The sequence below is a fragment of the Pseudomonas bijieensis genome, from assembly GCF_013347965.1.
Lineage (GTDB): Bacteria > Pseudomonadota > Gammaproteobacteria > Pseudomonadales > Pseudomonadaceae > Aquipseudomonas > Aquipseudomonas bijieensis.
On record NZ_CP048810.1, the window covers coordinates 5,900,862 to 5,920,637 of the forward strand.

The following is a 19,776-nucleotide window of genomic DNA, read 5'->3' on the forward strand; positions in this document are numbered from 1 at the left end:
CGAAGCCATCAGGCTACCTCACACAACGCTGACGGATCGATGGAAAGTGACAGGCGTGCGCCATCGGGGTGCAGGTCGGCGGCCGAGCGATTGAGCACATCCACCACCAGCTCCACGCCACGGGCCTCGACCCGGTAGCGAATCACGTTGCCCAGCAGGCTGTGGCTGCGGATCAGCGCATCGGCCTGGCCGTCGCGGCTCAGCTCGATGGCTTCCGGGCGGATGGCGATCCGACTGTTCACCGGGCGCTGCAGCAACCGGCTGGCGCTGTCGGCGTCCAGCAGGTTGTAGTTGCCGATGAAGCCGGCGGCAAAGACATCGACTGGCGCAGTGTAAAGGGTTTCGGCATCGCCGCTCTGTACGATCTTTCCCTGGTTCATCAGGAAAATCCGGTCAGACATGGTCAGGGCTTCTTCTTGGTCGTGCGTGACGAAGATCGTGGTCAGGCCCAACTCACGCTGGATCTGTCGGATCTGTTCGCGCAGGTGCTTGCGAATCCGCGCATCCAGGGCCGACAGCGGCTCGTCCAGCAGCAACAGACGCGGACGGGTGACCAGGGAGCGGGCCAGGGCCACGCGCTGGCATTGGCCGCCGGAGAGCTGATGGGGATAGCGGGCGGCAAAATCATGCAGCTCCACCAGGCGCAGGATCTCCAGCACCCGTTTGTGGCTGTCCGAGGCGTCGACTTTTTGCATGCGCAGGCCGAAGGCGACGTTCTGCTCCACGGTCATGTTGGGGAACAAGGCATAGCTCTGGAAGACCATGCCGATCCCGCGTTTCTGCGGGCTCAATGGGACGATGTCTTGCCCGTCCAGGATGATCTGGCCGGCATCCACCGCAGTCAGGCCGGCAATGCAGCGCAACAGCGTGGACTTGCCGCAACCGGAAGGGCCGAGGAGGGTGACGAATTCGCCCTTGCCGATTTCGCAGTTGATGTCGCTGAACACCGGGGTGCCGGCGTAGCTTTTTTGCAGGTGTTGGACGCTGACGTAGCTCATTGGCTTTTGTCCTTGTTCAAGATGTTGGCCGCCCAGGTCAGGACCAGTACGAAGAAGAAGTAGGAAATCACCAGGGCACTGGTGAAGTGGCCGCTGCTGTTGCGCATGTTGTTCAGGTACACCTGCAGGGTTTCATAGCGGGTGCCGACGAGGATGTTGGCAAACACGAACTCACCGAACAGGAACGAGAAGGACAGCAGCAACGCCACCATCAGGCCCTTGCGCAGGTTGGGCAGCACCACCAGGAATGCCGCCTGGAAGGTGCTGGCGCCAAGCAGTTGGGCGGCGTCCATCAGGTCGCGCAGGTTGATCGCTTGCAGGTTGTTGGTGATCGCTCGGTACATGAACGGCAGGGCGACGGTGAAGTAGCAGCCGATCAGGATCCACGGCGTGCCCACCATCGCCAATGGCCCGGAGCCATAGAGTTGCAGCAGCCCCACCGACGACACCACCGGCGGCACTGCGAAGGGCAGCAGGATGAGGATGTTCATCAGCGCGTCGAGTTTGGGGAAGTGGTAATGCACCACGAACAGCAGCGGCAGGATCAACACCACTGAGAGCACCAGCGCACCGACGCAGACGATCAGCGATTGACCGAAGGCGTGGAGAAAGCGCGGATCGCTCCACAACTGCACATACCATTTGAAGGTGAAACCGCTGGGCAGCACAGTGGCCGACCAACTGCTGGCGATGGAGTAGACGAGCGTGCCGGCCAGGGGCAGCAGCAGGATGGCGAACAGCAGGTACACCACCACTCGATGATAGAGCCCGACGGAGCCCGGTTCAGCGCGAGACATGGTAGCTCCTCTTGAGCAGCAACTGATGGACGATGGTCACCAGGGTCATCAGCGCCACCAGCACCACGGCCAGGGCACTGGCCAGGTTCGGGTCGAGGGAGATGTCACCGGAGACCATGGCGGCGATGCGAATCGGCAAGACGTTGAAGTTACCCGTGGTCAGCGCATAGACCGTGGCATAGGCGCCGAGGGCGTTGGCCAGCAGGATCACGAATGTGCCCAGCAGCGCCGGGGTCAGCACCGGCAAGCCGATGTGCCGCCAGAACTGCCAGCCGCTGGCACCCAGCAGTTCGGCGGATTCGCGCCAGTCTTCGCGCAATGCGTCGAAGGCCGGATAGAGCAACAGCACGCCCAGGGGGATCTGGAAGTAGGTGTAGAGAATGATCAGCCCGGTTTTCGAGTACAGGTTGAAATCCTCGATGATTCCCGCCTGCTTGAGCATGATGGTGATGCTGCCGTTGAAGCCCAGCAAGATGATGAAGGCGAAGGCCAGGGGCACGCCGGCGAAGTTGCTGGTCATGTTGGCGAAGGCGTTGACGAAGTTGCGCAACCGCGAATCCACCCGGCGCAGGGAATAGCTGCCGAGCACCGCGATGACGATACCGAACACGCTGGACCAGAAGCTGATCTCCAGGCTGTGCTGGATCGCCTGCAGGTAGAACTTGGAACTGAAGATCTTGCTGAAGTTGGCCAGCCCCCAACCGAACTCTTCCGATTCCAGGCTGTTGACCAGCACCCAGAGCAACGGAGCGATCTGGAATACGATGAAGAAAATCGCGAAGGGCACCAGGCACAACGCTGCCAGCCATTTGCCGCGCGTCATGGCGTTCACTTGAGTAACTCCTGGCAATAGGGTTTGTCGTGGGCAACGCCGAGCAACTGGCAGATGGTGCCGCACAGTTCGGTCTGCCGGGGCGCGGCTGCGAGGTCGAGGCTGAAGCCGTCACCGAGGACAAACAGCGGCACTTCCCGTTCTTCGGCCAGCAGGCCGTTGTGGGAGCGGTCGTTGTTCATGCCGTGGTCGGAGGTCACCAGCACCTGGTAGCCGGCGTCGAGCCAGGCCTGCAGGTAGACCGCCAGGTTGATGTCGGCCGAGCGCGCGCTGTTGCGGTATTGCGGGGTGTCGAGGCCGTGCTTGTGGCCGGCATCGTCGATGTTCATCGGGTGCACCAGCAAAAAGTTCGGCAGGTAGCGCTGGCGCAGGTGATCAGCATCGGCGAACAAGTGGGAATCGGGGTAGTGGTCATTCCAATAGAAATGTCCGTATTGAATCGGCAAGTCGGGATTGTCGGTGTGACGATCACGTCCGGCCACGAAGGGCGAAACGTTGTAGAGCTCGCTGACCCAGTGATACGCCGCGGCCGCCGTGCTCAGGCCGGCCTGGGTGGCGTAGTGGAAAATGCTGCGCTGGTTCGACAGGCGCGAGACGTTGTTGTGCACGATTCCGCTGTCGATGGGCACGACGCCGGTGAGGATGCATTCGTAGAGCGGGCGGGACAGGGCGGGCAACTCACATTCCAGTTTGTAGAGGGCCGCGCGTCCTGCGCCGACGTAAGCCTGCAAATGCCCCATGGCATGCCGGGCGACTTCGTAGTTGAGGCCGTCGAGCATCACCAGGATGACGTTGTGCTTCATGGGTAGCGGGACTCCGGACAGATACCAGGAAACTCGGATTCCCCTCGGTCAATGCGGGAGCAGGCCTGTGGGAGCAAAGCTTGCTCGCGATGCTGGCGACACGGTGCAACTGTGAGACCGTGTCATCGTTTATCGCGAGCAAGCTTTGCTCCCACAGTGCTTGCTCCCACTATTTGGATCCTCTGTGGATATCCGAGCGGGAGCTAGTGCCTCACTGCATATTGATGATCACTTCTTCCTGCCATTTCTGCGGCAGAGCCTTGGAGGTCTTCTCCCACGCATCCGCATCCTTGATCGGGGTCACGCCCTTGTACTGCTCGTTCGGCAGCAGCTTGGCCTGGACCTCTTCCGGCAGTTTCAGGTGCTCGGCGCGGATCGGACGGGCGTTGCCCTTGGCCAGGTTGATCTGGCCGGCGTCGCTGAAGATGTATTCGCGGGCCAGCTTCGCGGCGTTCGGGTGCTTGGCGTATTTGTTGATGATGGTGGTGTAGCCGGAGATGACCGAGCCGTCGGACGGGATCAACACGACGTAATCATCCGGGTTGGCCATCTTGGCCTTGTAGCTCAGGCCGTTGAAGTCCCAGACCACGCCGACTTCCACTTCACCTTTTTCCATGGTGGCGATGGTCGGGTTGGCCATGGACAGGCGCCCTTGCTTGGCGATCTCGGCAAACATCAACAGCGCCGGCTGGAGGTTCTTCTCATCGCCGCCGTTGGCCAGGGCCGCGGCCAGTACGCCGTTGGCGGCCTGGGCGGCGGTGCTCACGTCACCGATGGAGACTTTGTACTTGCCGGTTTTCAGGTCAGCCCATTTGGTCGGTGCTTCGGAACCGTGCAGCAGTTTCTTGTTGATGATGAAAGCGATGGTGCCGGTGTAGGCCAATGCCCAGTTGCCATCCTTGTCCTTGGCCCAGGCTGGAACCTGTTCCCAGGTGCTTGGCTTGTAGGGCTGGACCACGCCTTGCTTGACTGCGATCGGGCCGAAAGCCGCGCCGACGTCGCCGATGTCGGCGCTGGCGTTGTCTTTCTCGGCGGCGAACTTGGCGATTTCCTGGGCCGAGCTCATGTCGGTGTCGATGTGTTTCAAGCCATAGATCTTGGCCAGGTCGTCCCAGGTGCCTTTCCAGTTTGCCCAGTCATCGGGCATGCCGACGCTGTTCACGGCGCCTTCCGCTTTCGCAGCGGCTTCCAACGTTTTCAGATCGGTGTCAGCGGCCATGGCGGCGGTGCACATGGCAATGGTCGAGCCTAACAGTGATGCCAGGAAAAGCTGTTTCATCCGAAGCTCCTATGGGCGTTTTCAACGCTGCGATTGCGGTTGTGTTGGTCTAGGTCAGCAATACCTGAGCCAATGTAGGCGAGCCCTGTGACATTTTGATGTCGGTGCCGGATGTCCCGGGAAAGGCCAGGCTCGTGGAGGTTGGCTGCGAATTAAGCGTAGACCATGGATAAACAGCTGATCTGCAAGGACTTGGCCGTTAATTTGCACGCTTGCAGGACGACCGTTCGGCGGCTCTGTCATCTGTCAGTCATATGCAGTGCCTAGGCTTGCTGGACCAAGAAGCGGATCGATGGACAAGCGATCTCGCCCCGAAACAGTGCTGGTCTAGTCCAGATAGGTAACGTTGATGCGCATCGATGCAACCAAAGCGGTGACAGCCATCGGACAGGTCCTGCAGGAGCAGCTCGACCACGGGTTGCTGGCGCCCGGCAGCAAGTTGCCGGCCGAGCGCAAGCTCAGTGAATTGTTCGGGACCACACGGATTACCGTGCGCGAGGCTTTGTTGCAGCTCGAAGCCCAGGGACAGATTTATCGGGAGGAGCGCCGCGGCTGGTTCGTCTCACCACCCCGCCTGGCCTACAACCTGATGCAGCGCAGCCATTTCCACGCCATGGTCGCGGCCCAGGGGCGTGTGCCTTCTACCCAAGTGATTTCTGCGCGTCTGCAACCGGCCTCGGCGGCGGTGTGTGCCTGGTTGCAGTTGCCGGCGCTGTCCAGTGTGATCCAGATCTGCCGCGTGCGGCGTATCGACGAGCGGCTGGTGCTGTACGTCGAGCACTACCTCAACCCGCAGTACTTTCCGGACATCCTCGGGTTCGATCTCAACCAGTCCATCACCGAGCTGTATGCCCGTCATTACGACCTGCATTACGGCCGGGTGAAGTTTGAAATCGTGCCCACCTCTCTACAGCCGGAAGCGGCTGCGGCGTTGAAGGTTTCGGTGGGCAGCCCCGGGCTTCGGATTGCACGGGTCAACTATGACCAGCACCAGCGGCTGATCGATTGTGACCTGGAGTTCTGGCGACACGATGCGATCCATGTCGGTGTGGATGTGCCGGAGCAATCTGTGCCGGAGCAATCGCCGGGCGCCTGAGGCAGGCTCAGAGTGACTCGTTGAGCTTGCTCAGGATCTTGATCACCACCGTGGCGAGGATCAGCAACATGCCGATCCACATGGCAAAGACCCCGACGCCCTTGTCACGGAAGTTGAAGCCAATGGCCAGCAGGATCATGCCGGCAATGATGGGCACCAGCATGGCGTTGAACGAAGACATCGAGATCATGGCGACAGCCTTGTCGGGGAGGATAAGGTCAGTCTAGTTGGGGTTTGGCCGGGGTGTGATGATGTATGTCACGGTCTCCTCGAGTTTTGAGGCGGACATCATTGTGGCGAGGGGAGCTTGCTCCCGCTCCAGTGCGCAGCACTGGCAAATGTGCATTCAGTTGCAGATTTTTGGGGCTGCTGTGCAGCCCAGCGGGAGCAAGCTCCCTCGCCACGGGGGGTTAGCTGTAACTATGGCGGTTACGGCAGCTCGCGAGACGCGTAGAACGCGCTCAGCACCTTCACCAGGTGCGCCAGGTCATGGCTGCCGCACAGTTCGCGGATCGAATGCATGGCGAAGGTCGGCAGGCCGATGTCCACGGTGCGCACGCCCAGCTGGCTGGCGGTGATCGGGCCGATGGTCGAGCCGCAGCCCATGTCGCTGCGCACCACGAAGCTCTGCACCGGCACTTCTTCGGCCATGCACAGGTGGCGGAAGAACCCGGCGGTTTCGCTGTTGGTGGCGTAGCGCTGGTTGCTGTTGACCTTGATCACCGGCCCGGCGTTGAGTTTGGGGCCGTGGTTGGCGTCGTGCTTGTCGGCATAGTTGGGGTGCACGCCGTGGGCGTTGTCCGCCGAAACCAGCAGGGATTTCTGAATGGCCCGTACGAACTCTTCACCTTCCGGCAGCAGGCGACGCAAGGTCTGCTCCAGCATCGGGCCATCGGCGCCACAGGCCGAGCACGAGCCGACCTCCTCGTGATCGTTGCACACCAGTACGCAGGTTTCTTCGGTTTCGGCGTTCAGCAAGGCTTGCAGGCCGGCGTAGCACGACAGCAGGTTGTCCAGGCGCGCACCGGCAATGAAATCGCCGTGCAGGCCAATGACCGCAGCGCTTTGCGTGTCGTAGAAGCTCAACTCGTAATCGAGTACCACATCGGCGTTCAGGCCGTGCTCGCGGGCCAGTTGGTCGGTGAGCACGGCACGGAAATCAACGCGCTCGTCCCCGGCGAATTGGGCGAGGATCGGTGGCAACTCATTCTGCGGGTTGATCGCCCAGCCCTGGTTGGCTTCGCGATTGAGGTGGATGGCCAGGTTCGGAATCGTGGCGATCGGTGCCTTGAAATCGATCAACTGGCTTTCGACCTTGCCGTCGCGGCGGAAGGTCACGCGCCCGGCCAGGGACAGGTCGCGGTCGAACCATGGCGCCAGCAGTGCACCGCCGTAGACCTCCACGCCCAGTTGCCAGAACCCGTGGCGTTGCAGTTCCGGCTGGGGCTTGACCCGCAGGCAGGGGCTGTCGGTGTGAGCGCCGACCAGACGGATACCGTCGTGCAGCGGTGAATGGCGGCCCAGCTTGAAGGCGATGATAGAGGAGTCGTTGCGGGTGACGTAATAACGACCGTTGGCTTCGGTGGCCCAGGTCTCGCGCTCGTCAAGACGCTGATAACCCGCCGCTTCCAGGCGCTGGGCAAGGGTGGCAGTGGCATGGAACGGGGTGGGGGAGGCCTTGAGGAAGTCGATCAGGCCCTGGTTCAACTCTGCGCGCATAAGTAACTCCAGACAGCAATGGGCGGCAGTTTACCCCATCGCCAGCCTGCATTGCAGACCCAATCCCCCGTCGCGGATCGTTCTACGACCTCGGTATCGATCATCCCGAGACCATGATCCGCTTGCGCAAATGCGCCATGATCAGGGACTTATCCTGCGCCTTGGACGGTTCTGGCAGGTGCTGCGGCCAGTGTTCCAGTTGGCCGAACAGTTGTTGCCGGCTCTGCGGGTCCAGGCGAAGAATCTCCCGCGAGGCCGAGTCCCACCAATGGTGTCGACACAGCTTGTAGTAAGGATGTTCCGGCGCCGCGCTGCCATACAGCAGGTCGCGACCGATCCTGTGCAAGGCGCCGCGCTGGTGGCGCAATTTCCATTTGATCTTCAGCCGCCGCCAGGCCGACGGAAAAGGCCGGGTACGCGGAACGTCATGGCAGCGCTCGAGCAACTGCGCGCTGAACGCCTCGCCGTGCTGGGCAAAGAAATGTGCCTGCATGGTGTGGAAGAAGCGTTTCTCGGCGAAGTAGTGATAGACGTGTTGGTTGGTTTTGTTAATGGTCTGGTTGCGCATGGCGAACGAAATCGCGATCTGTTCGATAGTGTGGATGTCGAAGCCGCCTTCGGTCCATTCATCGATCAGCCCGATGGCCTCGGCCAGCAACGAAGCATCGCGATCAGTCACCCCGCACAGCCCGCTGTTATAGAGCTTGAAACTGTTTTCCCGAGTCACGCCGTGGGCGCCCAGGCAAGCCCCCAGCCTGCGGTAATCCTCGCGCTCACACACGTAGTCCCAGTTGTATTCGAAGCTGTCCATCAGGTACTGCCCTGGCTGGATTTGCTTGAACAGCAGTTCGGGATCGGCGAGGAACAGCGTGTCGGTGTCGACGAACAGGGTTTTTTCCGCCAGCGTCAGGCCGGCCGCGATGGCGCAGGCCTTGCGCCGGTGAATGTAACCATTATTGCCTTGCCACTCGGTCAGCAATTGCGGGCTCAGCGCGAGGGTCTCGACCGGCCAGCCCTGATAATCCTCAGGCCGGTCGGTCAGGATCCTGATGCTGGGCAGGGTCGACGGATTGCCGCGGGCCAGGGCGGTCAGGATGCTGAATTTAGCCTCGTGGCGATAAGCGTCCTTGTCGCCGTAGATCAGGTACAGCAGTTGGTGACGAACTTTTTTGACGGGTGTTTCCTGAAAATCAATAACCTGCATGCCAAGCCTTTATCGGAATTAGAACGGTGCCGGGCACTCGAAGCGCAGGCGCTCGCCGCTTTGCGGATGGGTGAAGCTCAGCATGCTGGCGTGCAGGCACAGGCGTGGCCAGGCGGCGAGGGCCTGCGGGTGGGCGTAGAGCCCGTCACCCAGCAGCGGGTGACCGATGGACAGCATGTGCACGCGCAATTGGTGCGAGCGTCCGGTAATCGGCGTGAGTTCGACCCGGCACCAGTCGCCACAACGTTCCAGCACGCGCCAGAAGGTCAGGGCGTGTTTGCCGTGCTCATGGTCCACCACATGCCGCGGTTTGGTCGGCGGGTCGTAGCGCAAGGGCAGGTCGATGGTGCCGCTGTCCAGTTCCGGTTGGCCCCAGCACAGCGCCGTGTAGGCCTTTTCGGTTTCGCGATCATGAAACTGCCGGGACAGTTCGCGATGAGTATCCGGGTCACGAGCCAACAGGATGATGCCGGAGGTTTCCCAGTCCAGTCGGTGCACTATTCGCGCTTCCGGATAGCCGTTTTCCTGCAGGCGGGTGATCAGGCAGTCTTTGTTGTCGTCGGCCCGGCCGGGCACGGAGAGGAGCAGGGTCGGCTTGTCGACCACCAGGACAGCGGCGTCCTGATGAATGATGCGGATGTTGGACAGGGGCATTGAAAACAGTCTCGTTACAAACGCCAACGGCGGCTCGGGCCCTGCCCTTGTGGGAGCGGGCTTGCTCACGAAAGCGGTGTCTCAGACACATTGATATTGAATGTGCCACCGTCTTCGCGAGCAAGCCCGCTCCCACAAAAAGGGCTGTGGGGACCCGAGCCGCCGTGGCTCCAGCCGGAGCGATCAGCGATCCGGCAGGGTGATGTTGAGTTCCAGGATCGAGCAGCTGCCCTGGCTTTCCAGTGCCACATGCACGTCATCGCTGCCGATGTTGACGTACTTGCGGATCACTTCCACCAGTTCCTTCTGCAAGGCCGGCAGGTAGTCAGGGGTACTGCGTTGGCCGCGCTCGTGCGCCACGATGATCTGTAGACGCTCTTTCGCGACCGAGGCGGTACTGGGCTTTTTGTTGGCACGAAAGAAGTCAAAAAGGTTCATTACCTACCTCCAAACAGGCGCTCGAAGAAACCTTTCTTCGTTACATCGAGGAAACGATGCTCCACGGTCTTGCCCAGCAGGCGATCGACGGCATCGCTGTACGCCTGGCCGGCATCGCTCTGGTCGTCGAGAATCACCGGCACGCCGGAGTTGGAAGCCTTGAGTACCGCTTGGGATTCAGGAATGACACCCAGCAGGGTAACGGCGAGGATTTCCTTGACGTCTTCGACGCCGAGCATTTCGCCATCGCTGACCCGTTGCGGGTTGTAGCGGGTCAACAGCAAGTGTTCCTTGATCGGCTCTTCGCCCTTCTCGGCGCGCCGGGATTTGCTCGCCAGCAGGCCCAGCATGCGGTCGGAGTCACGGACCGACGAGACTTCCGGGTTGGTCACGACAATCGCTTCGTCTGCGAAGTACATGGCCAGGTGGGCACCTTTCTCGATACCGGCCGGGGAGTCGCAGACCACGAACTCGAAGTCTTCCTTGAGCTGCATCAGCACCTTTTCCACGCCTTCCTGGGTCAGCGCGTCTTTGTCGCGGGTCTGACTGGCGGCCAGCACGTAGAGGTTCTCAAGGCGCTTGTCCTTGATCAGGGCTTGCTGCAGGTTCGCTTCACCGTTGACCACGTTGACGAAGTCATAGACCACGCGACGCTCGCAACCCATGATCAGGTCGAGGTTACGCAAGCCGACGTCGAAGTCGACGATGACTGTCTTGTGGCCGCGCAGAGCGAGGCCGGTACCGATAGCGGCGCTGGTGGTGGTCTTACCCACACCACCCTTGCCGGATGTAACCACGAGAATCTTGGCCAAGGTGTTTCACCCCTAAGGAAAAAGGACTTTGTCAGCCCCTGAAAAACATCTCTGGAAAACTGCTGCAATTGGACAGGCTTGGCTGGAATCGGATGCTGGGCGGGGTCTACCTCCGGTAAACACTGCCTGATCCTTTTTCCTACGTCGTTTAAGCCGTTTTCGCTCGTTTTAGAGATGCTTGGAAAATGCGGCAGTATCCGTTAAAGCCGAATGATGTTCAACACGTCGCCCGACAGGCTGATCTGCACGCCGGCTCCCCACAACGGGTCGCGACGCAAATCCTCGGAAACCTTGTACTGCCCGGCGATGGAAACCAGCTCAGCGCTCAATTGCTGACAGAAAATCCTGGCTTTGGTATCACCCTTGACGCCGGCCAGCGCACGACCGCGCATCGGGCCGTATACATGGATGTTGCCATCGGCCAGAAGTTCCGCCCCCGGGCTGACCGAGGACACTACGACCAGATCGCCACCCTGGGCATAAATCTGCTGCCCGCCGCGCACTGGCGAGGTGATGACACGCGTTGGCTTGATGGTGGGCTCGGGTGGTTTTTCCGGGGTTTTCTTCGCTTCGACCGGGTTCAGTTCCAGGACACGCTCCCTGGCGCCGGACGGCGGCAGCACCGGAATGTCCACGGCGATGGCGGCGGCAATGTCTTCGATGCGACTGGCGCGGATCGCCAGGGTACGCAGGCCGTGCTGGCGGCAAACGCGCATCAGGCCCGGCAGGTCCACCGAGCCTTCGCCAGCCGGCAACTTGTCCAGGGCCAGTACCAGCGGGGCGTTGCTGAAGAAATTCGGGGCCTGGGCGACTTTCGCCGCCAGTTGCCGGTCAAGGCTTTCCAGGTCGTTGCGGGCCAGCTCCAGCACCGTAATGGCGAGCATGCTGCCCTTCAGCTGGAACACGGGATCTTGGTCTAGCGGTTCGGTTTGGCTCATGGTCGGCGTACAACGGCTTGTCACTAAAAGTGCCGAGACTTATAACGAGATCGTCCGCCAGCCGCAACCCGGGTCGAACAATGTAGAATGCGCGGCCCATGTCCTAATGGAAGCTGTAATGGATCGCCCGCGTTTTCGAGCTGCTTTTTTTCATCCACGTTTCTGGCTGCTGTGGTGCGGCCTGGGGCTATTGTGGTTGATCGTTCAGTTGCCTTATCCGTTGCTGCTGCGCATTGGTCGTGCGCTGGGCGCACTGATGTACCGGGTGGCCGGCGACCGACGGCGCATCGCCCGTCGCAACCTGGAACTGTGTTTCCCGCAAAAGTCCGCCGCCGAGCGCAAGCGTCTGCTCAAGGAAAACTTTGCCTCCACCGGCATCGCCTTTTTCGAAATGGCCATGAGCTGGTGGTGGTCGCGTTCGCGCCTGGCGAAACTGGCCCATGTCGAGGGGTTGGAGCATCTCAAGCAGGCCCAGCGCGAGGGCTCGGGCGTGATCCTGATGGCGCTGCATTTCACCACGCTGGAAATCGGCGCGGCCTTGCTCGGCCAGCAGCACACCATCGATGGCATGTACCGCGAGCACAAGAACCCACTGTTCGACTACATTCAGCGCCGGGGCCGCGAGCGGCACAACCTCGATTCCCTGGCGGTGGAGCGTGACGACGTGCGCGGTATGCTCAAGCTGCTGCGGGCCGGCCGGGCGATCTGGTATGCGCCGGACCAGGATTACGGCGCCAAGCAAAGCGTGTTCGTGCCGCTGTTCGGCATCCAGGCCGCAACGGTCACCGCCACCAGCAAGTTCGCCCGCCTGGGCAAGGCGCTGGTGGTGCCCTTCGTTCAGGAGCGCCTGGCCGATGGCAGCGGTTATCGTCTGGTGATCCAGGCACCGCTGGACAATTTCCCGGGCGAGACCGAGGAAGCCGATTGCATCCGCATCAATCAATGGGTGGAGCGCTCGGTGAGTGATTGCCCCGAGCAATACCTCTGGGCCCACCGGCGCTTCAAGAGCCGTCCGCCGGGTGAGCCGAAGCTGTACGACAAGCGCGGTTGACCCGGCAGTCCGCCATTTTTTTGCAGCACCTTGAGCACGGAGCATTGCGATGACCCCAGCTGAACCGGTTACAGGTTTGATTCTTTCCGGCGGCGGGGCTCGGGCGGCATATCAAGTGGGCGTGTTGGCGGCGATTGCCGAGTTGTTGCCAGACGGTGCGGACAACCCATTCCCGGTGATCGTCGGTACCTCGGCCGGGGCGATCAACGCAGTCAGCCTGGCGAGCGGGGCGATGGACTTCAAGAGCGCCATCGAGCGACTGACGGCGTTCTGGCAAGCGGTGCGCAGCCATCAGGTGATGCGCAGCGACTGGCGCGGCGTGCTGGCCCAGTCAATGCGTTTCATCACCCACAGCCTGCTGGGCCTGGGGGCCAAGTTGCCGGTGGCGCTGATCGACAGTTCGCCGCTGCGCGAACTGCTCCAGGCCCAATTCCACGCCTCGGGCATCGAGCAGGCCATCGTCGAACGGCAATTGCGAGCGGTGGCGGTGACGGCGTTCGGTTATGAGTCCGGCCAGGCCGTCACGTTCTACCAGGGGCGCGGGACCATCGATGCCTGGCTACGCCACCGGCGTATCGGTGTGCCGACGCAGTTGTCGGTGGAGCACCTGCTGGCCAGCTCGGCGATCCCTTTGTTGTTCGCGCCGGTCAGGATCGGCCCGCAATACTTCGGTGATGGCGCGGTGCGGCAATCGGCGCCCATCAGCCCGGCCTTGCACCTGGGGGCCAATCGCGTGCTGGTGATCGGTGTCAGTGGCAACCCCCGTGGTGCCGGCGGGCAGGATCCCACAGAGCGCAGCTACACCGGCCTGCAACCGACCCTGGCGCAGATCGGTGGCCATATGCTCAACAGCACGTTCATTGATAGCCTGGAAAGCGACATCGAGTTGCTCGAGCGCCTGAACGGGTTCAGTCACCTGCTGCCCGATGATGTGCCGGCCCATGCCCTCGGCGCGACACCGGTGGAGGTGCTGGTGATTTCACCCAGCCAGCCGATCGATGAAATCGCTGCTCGCCATCGTCAGGAGCTGCCCCGCGCGTTGCGGGTATTCTTGCGCGGGCCGGGCGCGACCAAGACCAGCGGCGCGGGAGTGCTGAGTTATCTGTTGTTCGAGGCGGGGTATTGCAGCGAGCTGATCGAGCTGGGGCGTCAGGATGCGTTGGCGCAGCGTGAGGAACTGAGTCGGTTCTTGGGGTTGTCCTGAAGCGATGCAAGCAGGTCCGCCGCTATCGCGAGCAGGCTCGCTCCCACAGGGGGGCTTGCGGTGGACGCTGAACTGAGCCCAACACACAAACCAGTGTGTGGGAGCGGGCTTGCTCGCGAAGGCGACTGAACATTCAACATCGATGTTGGCTGACAGTCCGCTTTCGCGAGCAAGCCCGCTCCCACAAAAGCTGTGCGGACGCTTTTAAATCCCAATGAAACAGATCAGAAGTGATACTTCAGCAAGAAGCTGGTATTGCTCTGGTTGGTCTTGAAGCCATCGCTGTCTTCGATCCCGTACTTGTTCTTCCAATAGTCATACTCCACGCCCACATACAACTGCTTGGCGCCGAGCTTCAACGCCTTGCCCAGGTCATACTTGATCTGCGGGTTGATGTGCAGGTTGGCGTGGTAGGTGCCTTTGGAGTTGCTGTCGTTGTCCACCACCCAGTCGATGAAACCGTCGATCAGGATGTCCGATGAACCCACCGGTACGGTGTAGGCCCAGACCGGGGTGATCTGCCAGACGTTGTCGCCGGCGCGTGGGCCTTCGGTCTGGCGGTTGTAGAAGTTCAGCTGGAAGTAGTCGAAGCCGGGGATCGCCAGGTCGAAGCCCGGGCCGATCAGGTAGGACTCGTTGTCGCCTTCGCCGAACTCATAAGTCATGGCCAGCAGCACATCCTTGATCGGGCCCAGTTCCAGCTTCTGGTCGAAGATCTTGCCGAACGACAGGCGCGGGCTGAACTCACCGTAGTAGGTGTTCGGACCGGACTGGCTGTCGTCCTGGCCGTTGTAGAAGATCCGATCGAGGAAGAAGAAATTGTCCCCGTACTTCCAGGCGTCGGCGTGTTCGAAGGTCACGGTCTGCTGGATGCGCGGGTTGACCTGGAAATCCTTGCCATACAGGTAGGTCAGGCTGTTGTTCTGCCACTGGAACAGGTCGTCGGCCATCGCTTGGCCCGCGACCAACAAGGATCCTGCGAGTATCAGGCTGGTACACGTGTGGTTCATTCGGTTGCTCCCAAAGGTAAGTGATACCGCTTTTTTTTCAGGTCAGCGCTCTGGTGTGGCGCTTTTTTCCACGGATAAAAACATCCGTTCGGTCAGCTTTTCGCTTGTGGCAGGTGCTGATAGCAAGAGCTGAGCCAAGGCCGTAAAAAGCTCGTCCAGCTATTTGGAAAAGTCGAAAAGGTGTTTTCCAGGGACGCCCGATATCCCCCGCGATGCCGGGATAAGTTGGCGTGTCGGTCAGGATCCGATGATTTTTCTACGGCACCCGGATGCGAACGGCCGCGCAGGATACGGGCTTGCCCTGATGGGCTCAAGTGCCCTGCAACGGCGCATTCGCGGCGAATTTGGGGCGCGGCTCAGTTGGTCCGCGCGCCTTGGTTGATCCACGCGCCGATCAGATCGCGTTCCTGCTGGGTCATCTGGGTGATGTTACCCAGCGGCATGATCTGGCTGGTCACGGCCTGGGCCTGGATGCGCGCGGCTTGCTGCTGGATCTGCTGCGGGGTATCGAACATCACCCCACCCGGCGCCGCACTGAACAACGGGCTGGTGGGCTTGGCCGAGTGGCAGACCGAACAGCGTTCCTGGATCACACTGTGGACCTTCTCGAACGAAGGGCCCTGGGCGTTGGCGGCCTGAGCGGGCGCCGATACCGGTGCGGCGGGTGCCGTCGCCGGTTTAGTGCCGCCACCCACTGCCGTTTCCGGTGGCGGTTGGTACTCGATCACGCCGGGTGCCTTGGCCACCTCCGGTGTGCTGGGCATGGGCTTGGGACCGGTGACATACGCCAGGCAGATCATCGCCAGGGCACCGACCGGCAGCGTCCAGGCAAACCGGTTGCTGTCATGGCGGGTGTTGAAGTAATGGCGCACCAACACCGCCGCCACGGCGATCCCGGCCAGGATCAGCCAGTTGTACTGGCTGCCGTAGGTGCTCGGGAAGTGGTTGCTGATCATGATGAACAGCACCGGCAAGGTGAAGTAGTTGTTGTGGCGCGAACGCAACAAGCCCTTGGCCGGCAATGCAGGATCGGGCGTGCGGTTCTCGGCGATGGCGGCTACCAGTGCGCGCTGGGCCGGCATGATGATGCGGAACACGTTGCCGACCATGATTGTGCCGATGACCGCACCCACGTGCAGGTAGGCACCGCGACCGCTGAACACTTTGCTGAACCCATAGGCCGCGGCGACCAGCAGCACGAACAGGATCAGGCCGAGCAGGGCAGGGCGCTTGCCCAGGGCCGAGTCGCAGAGAAAGGAATAGACGAACCAGCCGACGAACAACGAGCCGATGCCCAGGGCAACGCCCTCGGGGCCGCTCAAGCCGCTGCCGGGGGCCAGCAGATAGACGGTCGGGTTCCAGTAGAACACCACGCACAGCAGCGCGATGCCCGACATCCAGGTGAAGTAGGCTTCCCACTTGAACCAGTGCAGGTTGTCCGGCATGGACGGTGGTGCGAGTTTGTATTTTTCCAGGTGGTAGATACCGCCACCGTGGATGGCCCACAGGTCGCCGGCCAGGCCGCTCCTGGGATTGACGCGATTGAGGTTGTTTTCCAGCCAGACGAAGTAGAACGACGCGCCGATCCAGGCCACGCCAGTGATCATATGAACCCAGCGCACGCTCAGGTTCAGCCATTCCAGCATATGTGCTTCCACAGTCTTTACCTCTCGCCCGTCACGCTTGTATTCGCGTGATCGGACCTTCTCTTATTGGTGGGGGGCGAGGATCAATAGCTCATCCTCTTTGAAGAAATGCTCATCGCAGTTATTGCCTGTGCCACTGCGATCAACCACCAGGAAGTCATCCCGCTTTTCGATCGTCAGCACCGGGTGGTGCCAGACGCCGCGATGGTAATTAATGCCCTGCCTGCCGTTGGTGACGAAGGCGCGGACCAAGCCTGATACAGGTGCATCGCCAAGTGGCGCGACCACGATCAGAAAGGGGTTGCCGAGCAGCGGAATGAAGGCCTGGCTGCCCAGCGGATGGCGCTCCAGCATGCGCACGGTCAGCGGCATGTCCAGCGCGTCGGCGCGGAAGATGCTGATGATCGCCTTGTCGTCCGGCGTGGCGGTTTCCACCGTCGCCAGGCGATGGAAACGCATGGTCGAACCGTTGTTGATCATGAAGTGATCGCTGCCGTCGGTTTCGATCACGTCACCGAACGGGGCGAAGGCTTCTTTGGTCAACGGTTCGATCTTGAGTGTGCGCATGCTGGTCTTCTTATCCAAAATTCTGAGTTGTTTGTTCGATTGCTATCGCGAGCAGGCTCGCTCCCACATTTGACCGCGTACTCCTGTGGGAGCGAGCCTGCTCGCGATTGGCCTCACTGCTTATTTTGAGACCTTGCCGAGCACCCGCAGGCGACTCACCCCGCCATCCGGAAACACATTCAAGCGGATGTGGGTGATCGGCCCCAGGGCTTTGATCTGTTCGGCGAAGGTGTGTTCGGCGTGCATCTCCAGTTTCTGGCTCGGCAGCAGTTCGCGCCAGAACAGCGACTGGGTTTCGATCTGGCTGTCGGTGCCGCCCTTGACGAACGCGCCCTGGATCGAGCAGCTGTCGGGGTAGTTGCCCTTGAAGTGCAGGGTGTCGACGATGACTTTCTCGACCTCGCCGGCATGACCCAGGGCGACGATCACCCAATCATTGCCCGGGGTGCGACGCCGGGCGGTTTCCCAGCCGTCGCCCATGTTCACGCCACGACCCGGGTTGAGGATGTTGCTCATGCGGCCGAAGTGCTCGTCGGAGCAGGCCAGTGCACGACCACCGTTAAGGGCCGCAGCCAGGTCGATCTGTTCGTTGTCGCCCACGGCCGACCAGTCGCGGTACGGAATGCCGTAGACCCGCAGCCGGGCCACGCCGCCATCGGGGTAGATGTTGAAGCGCAGGTGACTGAAGGCCTGGTCGTTGCTGATCTCATGGTAGTGGTGGCTGTTGCCTTGCAGCTCTACCGCCGACAGCACTTCAGTCCACTGGGTGTTTTCGTCCGGCTCGCCCTCGGTCAGGAAGCAGGCTTCCAGGGAGGCCGACGGTGGGTAGTTGCCGGTGAAGAATGAGGTGTCGATGTCCACGCCTTTGATCGACCCCGCCACGCCCAGGCGGATCACCGCGCTGTCGTAGCCTTCGAAGCGCTTGCGGCGCGACTCCCAGCCGTCCATCCATTTGCCGTTGTCATCGAACACGCCCTCCTTCCATACGGCCGGGGTCGGTTGGAACAAACGGTTGGCGTCGGCGAACCAGTCATCGGTGACCGAAATGATCTTGGTGCCGAGGCGGGCGTCGGCCAGGTTGACGAACTTCTCGAAAGGTACGGCGTAAGCTTTCATTCTTCTTGTCTGCCTTTAATGAGTGGCTGGGGATGCTTGCAGGACCTGGGTCTCAGGGCTGCTCGCTAAAGGGTCAGTAGTCGGAACAACGCGATCTTGTTGATCTCTGCCAGCGCGCATTTGAATTCGGTGTCTACCGAGTGATGGATGCGCGTTTCGAACGCCGCGAGGATCTGATGCCGGTTGCTGCCTTTTACCGCCATGATGAAGGGAAACTTGAACTTGGCCTTATAGGCCTCGTTCAGCTCGGTGAAGCGTTGAAACTCATCGCTCGAGCATTGGTGGATACCGGCGCCAGCCTGTTCGTTCGTGCTGGCTTCGGTCAGTTGGCCCTGGACGGCGGCTTTGCCGGCCAGGTCCGGGTGAGCGTTGATCAGCGCCAGTTGGCTGGCGTGATCGGCGCTCAACAGGATGTCGCTCATGCGCTGGTGCAGGGTTTCGATCTGGTCAATGGACGAGTCCTGGCCCAGGTCGAAGGCCTTTTCGGCCACCCATGGCGAATGTTCGTAGATATCGGCGAAGGCTTTGACGAACGCTTCGCGGCTCAAGGTGGACGGCTTGAGGGTCTGGAAGGCGGTCATTTCGAAGCTCCTGGGTTTGAAGCTCCCGGATACGGATGGGTCTTTTGCCAGTGTCGGGCGATGTCGACGCGACGACTGAACCAGACCTGCTCATGGCTCTTGGCGTATTCGAGGAAACGCTTGAGGGCGGCAAGGCGCGCAGGACGGCCGATCAGGCGGCAGTGCAGGCCGATGGAGAGCATCTTCGGCGCCTCGGTACCTTCGGCATACAGTACGTCGAAGGCATCCTTGAGGTATTGGAAGAAGTCGTCGCCCTTGTTGAAACCCTGCACCTGGGTGAAGCGCATGTCGTTGGTGTCCAGGGTGTAGGGAATCACCAGGTGCGGCTTGCCGTTGGGGGTGTTCGGTTCCCAGTAGGGCAGGTCGTCGTCGTAGGTGTCGCTGTCATAGAGAAAACCGCCTTCCTCCATCACCAGCCGACGGGTGTTGGGGCCGGTGCGGCCGGTGTACCAGCCCAGCGGACGTTCGCCGCTGATCTCGGTGAGGATGCGGATCGCTTCGAGCATGTGCTCGCGTTCCTGGGCCTCATCCATGTATTGATAGTCGATCCAGCGATAGCCGTGACTGCAGATTTCGTGACCGGCGGCGACCATGGCGCGAATCACGTCCGGATGGCGCTGGGCGGCCATGGCCACGGCGAAAATGGTCAGCGGAATGTCGAACTCCTTGAACAGCTTGAGGATCCGCCAGACCCCGGCGCGGCTGCCATACTCATACAGCGATTCCATGCTCATGTTGCGCTCGCCTTGCAACGGTTGCGCCGCGACCATCTCCGAAAGGAATGCTTCGGACTCCTTGTCGCCATGCAGGATGTTGCGCTCGCCGCCTTCTTCATAGTTGAGCACGAAGGACAGGGCGATGCGGGCATTGCCCGGCCACTGGGGATGGGGAGGGTTACTGCCGTAACCGATCAGGTCGCGTGGGTAGTCAGCGCTCACTGCAGTCTTCCTTCTTGTTCGAACCATGTGGGTGGCGCTCCTGGCGATGGGGCACAGGCTGGCGTCACGACGATGGGGTGATTGTATACAACT

At 61.2% G+C, this 19,776-nt stretch carries 21 protein-coding genes; 3 read left to right on the plus strand and 18 right to left on the minus strand.

What is annotated here, in order from left to right; genetic code table 11:
• Window positions 1–8: 8 nt before the first annotated feature.
• From GN234_RS26130 to GN234_RS26150, 5 genes are all read right to left on the minus strand, one after another.
• Window positions 9–998, minus strand: a complete 990-nt coding sequence (locus tag GN234_RS26130) for an ABC transporter ATP-binding protein (protein WP_109754512.1) — start codon at window positions 996–998, stop codon at window positions 9–11.
• On the minus strand, window positions 995–1,795 hold the full coding sequence (locus tag GN234_RS26135) for an ABC transporter permease (RefSeq protein ID WP_116833208.1): 801 nt from the start codon (window positions 1,793–1,795) through the stop codon (window positions 995–997). Before GN234_RS26135 ends, GN234_RS26130 begins: the two co-directional genes overlap by 4 nt.
• On the minus strand, window positions 1,782–2,618 hold the full coding sequence (locus GN234_RS26140; protein ID WP_162893916.1) for an ABC transporter permease: 837 nt from the start codon (window positions 2,616–2,618) through the stop codon (window positions 1,782–1,784). The genes GN234_RS26135 and GN234_RS26140 overlap by 14 nt, the downstream gene beginning before the upstream one ends.
• A gap of 5 nt (window positions 2,619–2,623) precedes the next feature.
• Window positions 2,624–3,430, minus strand: coding sequence for an alkaline phosphatase family protein (locus GN234_RS26145; protein WP_176689278.1), 807 nt, complete (start codon window positions 3,428–3,430; stop codon window positions 2,624–2,626).
• A gap of 211 nt (window positions 3,431–3,641) precedes the next feature.
• Window positions 3,642–4,709, minus strand: coding sequence for an ABC transporter substrate-binding protein (locus GN234_RS26150; protein WP_109754508.1), 1,068 nt, complete (start codon window positions 4,707–4,709; stop codon window positions 3,642–3,644).
• 349 nt (window positions 4,710–5,058) lie between these two features.
• Here GN234_RS26150 and GN234_RS26155 point away from each other — a divergent pair, with 349 nt between their 5' ends.
• Window positions 5,059–5,805, plus strand: coding sequence for a UTRA domain-containing protein (locus GN234_RS26155; RefSeq protein ID WP_109754507.1), 747 nt, complete (start codon window positions 5,059–5,061; stop codon window positions 5,803–5,805).
• 7 nt (window positions 5,806–5,812) lie between these two features.
• Here the strand turns inward: GN234_RS26155 and GN234_RS26160 are convergent, their stop codons facing one another.
• The 7 genes from GN234_RS26160 to minC form a co-directional block, all read right to left on the minus strand.
• The gene (locus GN234_RS26160; protein WP_057452462.1) at window positions 5,813–5,995 is read right to left on the minus strand and encodes a hypothetical protein; all 183 of its coding nucleotides are present in this window, start codon (window positions 5,993–5,995) and stop codon (window positions 5,813–5,815) included.
• Window positions 5,996–6,234: 239 nt separating this feature from the next.
• The gene (locus GN234_RS26165; protein WP_109754506.1) at window positions 6,235–7,524 is read right to left on the minus strand and encodes a M18 family aminopeptidase; all 1,290 of its coding nucleotides are present in this window, start codon (window positions 7,522–7,524) and stop codon (window positions 6,235–6,237) included.
• 100 nt (window positions 7,525–7,624) lie between these two features.
• Window positions 7,625–8,728: a hypothetical protein gene (locus GN234_RS26170; RefSeq protein WP_176689279.1), complete on the minus strand. Its 1,104-nt coding sequence runs from the start codon at window positions 8,726–8,728 to the stop codon at window positions 7,625–7,627.
• Window positions 8,729–8,746: 18 nt separating this feature from the next.
• Window positions 8,747–9,382 carry an RluA family pseudouridine synthase gene (locus GN234_RS26175; RefSeq protein WP_109754504.1) on the minus strand — a complete coding sequence of 212 codons (636 nt, stop codon included), beginning with the start codon at window positions 9,380–9,382 and terminating at the stop codon, window positions 8,747–8,749.
• Window positions 9,383–9,565: 183 nt separating this feature from the next.
• Window positions 9,566–9,820, minus strand: coding sequence for a cell division topological specificity factor MinE (gene minE / locus GN234_RS26180; RefSeq protein ID WP_003179111.1), 255 nt, complete (start codon window positions 9,818–9,820; stop codon window positions 9,566–9,568).
• On the minus strand, window positions 9,820–10,632 hold the full coding sequence (gene minD / locus GN234_RS26185; RefSeq protein WP_003179114.1) for a septum site-determining protein MinD: 813 nt from the start codon (window positions 10,630–10,632) through the stop codon (window positions 9,820–9,822). The genes minE and minD overlap by 1 nt, the downstream gene beginning before the upstream one ends.
• 200 nt (window positions 10,633–10,832) lie before the next feature.
• Complete coding sequence (minC, locus tag GN234_RS26190) at window positions 10,833–11,570, minus strand: septum site-determining protein MinC (RefSeq protein ID WP_109754502.1); 738 nt, start codon at window positions 11,568–11,570, stop codon at window positions 10,833–10,835.
• Window positions 11,571–11,688: 118 nt separating this feature from the next.
• On the opposite strand from minC, the gene GN234_RS26195 reads away from it, so the two are divergent.
• Together GN234_RS26195 and GN234_RS26200 are read left to right on the plus strand one after the other, a co-directional pair.
• A complete protein-coding gene (locus GN234_RS26195) occupies window positions 11,689–12,621 on the plus strand; it encodes a lipid A biosynthesis lauroyl acyltransferase (RefSeq protein ID WP_109754501.1) in 933 nt (310 codons plus the stop codon).
• Window positions 12,622–12,670: 49 nt separating this feature from the next.
• Window positions 12,671–13,825, plus strand: a complete 1,155-nt coding sequence (locus GN234_RS26200) for a patatin-like phospholipase family protein (RefSeq protein ID WP_176689280.1) — start codon at window positions 12,671–12,673, stop codon at window positions 13,823–13,825.
• A gap of 224 nt (window positions 13,826–14,049) precedes the next feature.
• Here the strand turns inward: GN234_RS26200 and GN234_RS26205 are convergent, their stop codons facing one another.
• The 6 genes from GN234_RS26205 to puuE all read right to left on the minus strand — a co-directional run bounded on the left by GN234_RS26205 (window position 14,050) and on the right by puuE (window position 19,683).
• A complete protein-coding gene (locus GN234_RS26205) occupies window positions 14,050–14,835 on the minus strand; it encodes an outer membrane protein OmpK (RefSeq protein WP_109754499.1) in 786 nt (261 codons plus the stop codon).
• A 356-nt stretch (window positions 14,836–15,191) separates the two neighbouring features.
• Window positions 15,192–16,493: a urate hydroxylase PuuD gene (locus GN234_RS26210; RefSeq protein ID WP_176689281.1), complete on the minus strand. Its 1,302-nt coding sequence runs from the start codon at window positions 16,491–16,493 to the stop codon at window positions 15,192–15,194.
• Between the two features lie 51 nt (window positions 16,494–16,544).
• Window positions 16,545–17,048 carry an ureidoglycolate lyase gene (locus GN234_RS26215; RefSeq protein WP_018612495.1) on the minus strand — a complete coding sequence of 168 codons (504 nt, stop codon included), beginning with the start codon at window positions 17,046–17,048 and terminating at the stop codon, window positions 16,545–16,547.
• Window positions 17,049–17,168: 120 nt separating this feature from the next.
• On the minus strand, window positions 17,169–18,164 hold the full coding sequence (alc, locus tag GN234_RS26220) for an allantoicase (protein ID WP_003204527.1): 996 nt from the start codon (window positions 18,162–18,164) through the stop codon (window positions 17,169–17,171).
• Between the two features lie 65 nt (window positions 18,165–18,229).
• Complete coding sequence (gene uraD / locus GN234_RS26225; protein WP_116833203.1) at window positions 18,230–18,745, minus strand: 2-oxo-4-hydroxy-4-carboxy-5-ureidoimidazoline decarboxylase; 516 nt, start codon at window positions 18,743–18,745, stop codon at window positions 18,230–18,232.
• Window positions 18,742–19,683, minus strand: coding sequence for an allantoinase PuuE (gene puuE / locus GN234_RS26230; protein ID WP_109754495.1), 942 nt, complete (start codon window positions 19,681–19,683; stop codon window positions 18,742–18,744). The genes uraD and puuE overlap by 4 nt, the downstream gene beginning before the upstream one ends.
• Between the last annotated feature and the right edge of the window lie 93 nt (window positions 19,684–19,776).